The organism is Pontimicrobium sp. MEBiC01747 (assembly GCF_053601635.1).
In genome coordinates, this window is sequence record NZ_JBSHNS010000238.1 from 1 (window position 1) to 3,070 (window position 3,070).

General features: G+C 25.9%; 3 protein-coding genes and 1 pseudogene. 3 read left to right on the plus strand and 1 reads right to left on the minus strand.

Translation table 11 applies throughout. From position 1 onward, the window contains the following. Positions 1-518, minus strand: a pseudogene (locus tag ACVC2P_RS07785) (ribonuclease R); the annotation flags it as partial. Between the two features lie 937 nt (positions 519-1,455). Between ACVC2P_RS07785 and rpiB the strand changes: the two are divergent. Genes rpiB through ACVC2P_RS07800 form a run of 3 tightly spaced genes read left to right on the plus strand, consistent with a single transcriptional unit; the run spans position 1,456 to position 2,981 of the window. Then, a complete protein-coding gene (gene rpiB, locus ACVC2P_RS07790) occupies positions 1,456-1,890 on the plus strand; it encodes a ribose 5-phosphate isomerase B (RefSeq protein WP_452597915.1) in 435 nt (144 codons plus the stop codon). Positions 1,891-1,895: 5 nt separating this feature from the next. Next, complete coding sequence (locus ACVC2P_RS07795) at positions 1,896-2,339, plus strand: GNAT family N-acetyltransferase (protein ID WP_452597916.1); 444 nt, start codon at positions 1,896-1,898, stop codon at positions 2,337-2,339. Continuing rightward, positions 2,340-2,981 (plus strand): hypothetical protein, encoded by a 642-nt coding sequence (locus ACVC2P_RS07800; RefSeq protein WP_452597917.1) that lies wholly within the window; start codon positions 2,340-2,342, stop codon positions 2,979-2,981. The last annotated feature ends 89 nt before the right edge of the window (positions 2,982-3,070 follow it).

The following is a 3,070-nucleotide window of genomic DNA, read 5'->3' on the forward strand; positions in this document are numbered from 1 at the left end:
TACATTTTGTTTCCATCGACTACTACGAAAGCAAAATTCTTTTTTTCGTGTATTTGGATTACACCAACGTACTCTGTTTTTGCACGTTTTATAATGTTTGTAATCTCTCCTTCTAGTTTTCCTCTCTTTCTTCGCTTGTAAACATATAATTCTACCTCATCGCCATTTAATGCTTTATTAACATTGTTTGATGCTATAAAAATATCATCTTCAAAATCATCACAAATAACATAGCCAGAGCCTTTTTGGGTAGCATCAAAAATTCCTGTATGGTATTCTGCATTGTTAATAGCTTTAAATTTACCACGATCTACTTGCTCTATTTCTTGTTTAGCAGCTAGTTTAGCTAAGGTTTTTATAATTTGATTTCTGCTACTGGCATCATTTACTCCAAGTTTAGCTGCTATTTGTTTATAATTGTAGGATTGGTTTCTATCTTTTTTTAAAATACTTAGAATTGTATTTGTAAGGTTGGAAATCTTATTCTTCGACGATTTCCTTGTTTTCTTTCTTGTCATTTATTTCTTCTTGTTTTCACTAATTCAGTGAAAATCTTATTAATTAATTCTCTTAAAAGTATTGATTTTATTTACGTTCGGACGAACTTAAATTCATAGGAAGTGGATTTAAAAGGATATGAATTCTTTTTAAATCAATCTATTAAGATTACTGCAAAGCTACACTTTTAATATTAAATCAATATTTCTTTAAAATTAAATTAATAAAAACAGTTATCCACACATATATACATATATATCTTTTTCTTTTAAAAATTTAAAAAAAATAATGATGCTTATTATTGGGTGTTAATAGCGGTATAACTTTTTTAAGTTTTTGTTTGATTTGTTTATTAAAGTACTCTATTAACAAGTTATGATGTATTTAAAGTACTCATTTTTAAAGTAATTAAAATAGCTATTAACAGCTGTTAATAACTCTGTTTAACAAGATATCTTTAATAAAAAATTAAAAATTACATGTTGGTATGTGCATTTTTTAGCTTGAAAAATTGACCAAAAAAAAGTGCTAACTTTTTTGGTTGTTTCACATCTATTCTGTGATGGAAAAATTAATTTAATAAACCTAATAAAAGTTTTAAAAACCTTTGATAAGATATTAACAAGTAATCATTATCTAAACGTTAAGTAATGAACAATTTTACACGATTGTTGATAACGTATATAACCATTTAGTAATGAGAAATTTAATTATTTTAATAGATAAATATTAAAATAAATCTTGCAAATACTAATTTTAAAATTGTGTTTTTACTTCAAAAAATAGAACTAAAAGGTAATAACTGTTAATAGCTAAAAATTATATTTATCAAAATTAAATAAGCTTGTTAATAATGTAAAGGTTATTAATAGGTAGTTGTTATGTAATTATTAACTTTGAGGTTTAATAACACAACTACTAAAATTTCCGCTATAGGGAAATAAAAAACTTAAACACATGACTATTTCTATTGGAAACGATCACGCAGGAACAGATTACAAATTTGCTATTGCAAAACATTTAGAAGCTAAAGGTATTACTGTTACTAATTATGGTACAGATGCAAATGATAGTGTAGATTATCCAGATTTTGTACATCCTGTAGCTAAAGATGTAATAAATAAAAAAGCAGACTTTGGTATTTTAATTTGTGGAAGTGCAAATGGTGTTGCTATGACAGCTAATAAGTATCAAGATATTCGTGCTGGTTTATGCTGGACTAAAGAGATTGTATCTTTAATACGCCAACATAATAATGCTAACATATTATGTATTCCTGCTCGTTTTACAGCTATACCACAAGCTTTACAAATGGTAGATACTTTTTTAGAAACAGATTTTGAAGGTGGAAGACACCAAAATAGGGTAGATAAAATACCTGCGCATTGTTAATACCTATGATAGATGTAAAAGTAAAAGCTTTTAAAGAATTAACTACAAACGAGCTGTATCAATTATTACAATTACGTAGTGAAGTTTTTGTGGTTGAACAAAACTGTATTTACCAAGACATAGATGGAAAAGACCAAAATGCTTTACATGTTTTAGGGTACAAGGGAGATAAATTAGTGGCTTATACACGTATGTTTAAACCTGGTGATTATTTTGATTATGCTAGTATTGGTAGAGTAGTAGTTAGAGCTCACGAAAGGCAATTTAAGTATGGTTATACTATAATGGAAGTTTCTATAGAAGCCGTAAAAACACAGTATAATACAACTACAATAAAAATATCTGCACAAACGTATTTAAAACGTTTTTATAATAATCTAGGTTTTAAAGAAGTAGGCGAAGAGTATCTAGAAGACAATATACCACATATTGTTATGATTAGAGGATAAATGAAAAACAAAAAGCAGTATATACTTGCTATTTTAGCAGGAGAATTATTTTTTATTTTTTTTATTTTAGGACAAAATGCTAACATTTTTAAATCTAGTATTTATGTAAATATAGTAGGGATAATTTTAGGGACACTCTTATTGTACAGCTTAGTTATTACTTTAATATCTTCAAGTAAAATTAATTACAATTTAGTAGGTTTAGGTTATGCAAGAGCTTATATAATTTTTATAGCTACTTTTTTTATTTCAATATTTATAAAGCAATTTCTTTTTACAAAAGAAACTACACCTGTTAAAACTATTATAGAACGAGAACAATTAGAATTTGTATCTAATTATAAAGATTGTTATGTGTTAAAATATGGAACATTTTTAGTTGATGATAGAGACACTATAATTAGAAATATTAAAAATAATAAAGAACTAGAAACAGTAATTACTAATGGTAAAACTAATGTATTTAATGTTAAATGGATAGATTCTTGTACTTATTTACGTATAAATACCAAATCTGGATTAGTAGCATATAAAGTTAAATTAGGTAATATTAATGAGGTGTTTCATAATTTATATATAAGTCCTGCAGGACTTCATAAATTAGGTGATGAAAAAGTACTAAATAGTATTACAATAGAATAAAAAAACTCACTTTGGGAAGAAGTGAGTTTTTAAATTTCAAAGCTATTACCTACTAAAATAAACTACTTAGAAATATATCTTACTAAAAG

Coding starts and splice junctions, on each gene's coding strand:
- rpiB (WP_452597915.1), top strand. CDS start 1,456: ATGACTATTTCTATTGGAAACGATCACGCAGGAACAGATTACAAATTT.
- ACVC2P_RS07795 (WP_452597916.1), top strand. CDS start 1,896: ATGATAGATGTAAAAGTAAAAGCTTTTAAAGAATTAACTACAAACGAG.
- ACVC2P_RS07800 (WP_452597917.1), top strand. CDS start 2,340: ATGAAAAACAAAAAGCAGTATATACTTGCTATTTTAGCAGGAGAATTA.